General features: G+C 69.7%; 1 protein-coding gene. It reads left to right on the forward strand.

Going from position 1 to position 241, the window contains the following annotated elements:
• Window positions 1–39 precede the first annotated feature (39 nt).
• The coding region (locus MFF40_RS29180; protein ID WP_238263206.1) for an MBL fold metallo-hydrolase at window positions 40–241 on the forward strand (202 nt) is incomplete at its 3' end.

Consider the following 241-nt stretch of genomic DNA (forward strand, 5'->3'; position numbering starts at 1 on the left):
ATGATCTTTCGCCAGATCCACGAGGAAGGCCTCGCGCAGATGAGCTACCTCCTGGGCTGCGCCGCCACCGGGGAGGCCCTGGTGATGGACCCCAGGCGGGACGTGGACGTGTTCCTGGAGCTCGCCCAGTCCTTGGGCCTCCGCATCACCGCCATCGCCGAGACCCACATCCACGCCGACTACCTCTCGGGGGCGAGGGAGCTCGCCCGGGCCACGGGGGCCACCCTGTACCTCTCCGACG

Origin of the sequence: Methylobacterium mesophilicum (genome assembly GCF_022179445.1) — a bacterium.
In the GTDB taxonomy this organism is placed as follows: Bacteria; Pseudomonadota; Alphaproteobacteria; order Rhizobiales; family Beijerinckiaceae; genus Methylobacterium; species Methylobacterium mesophilicum.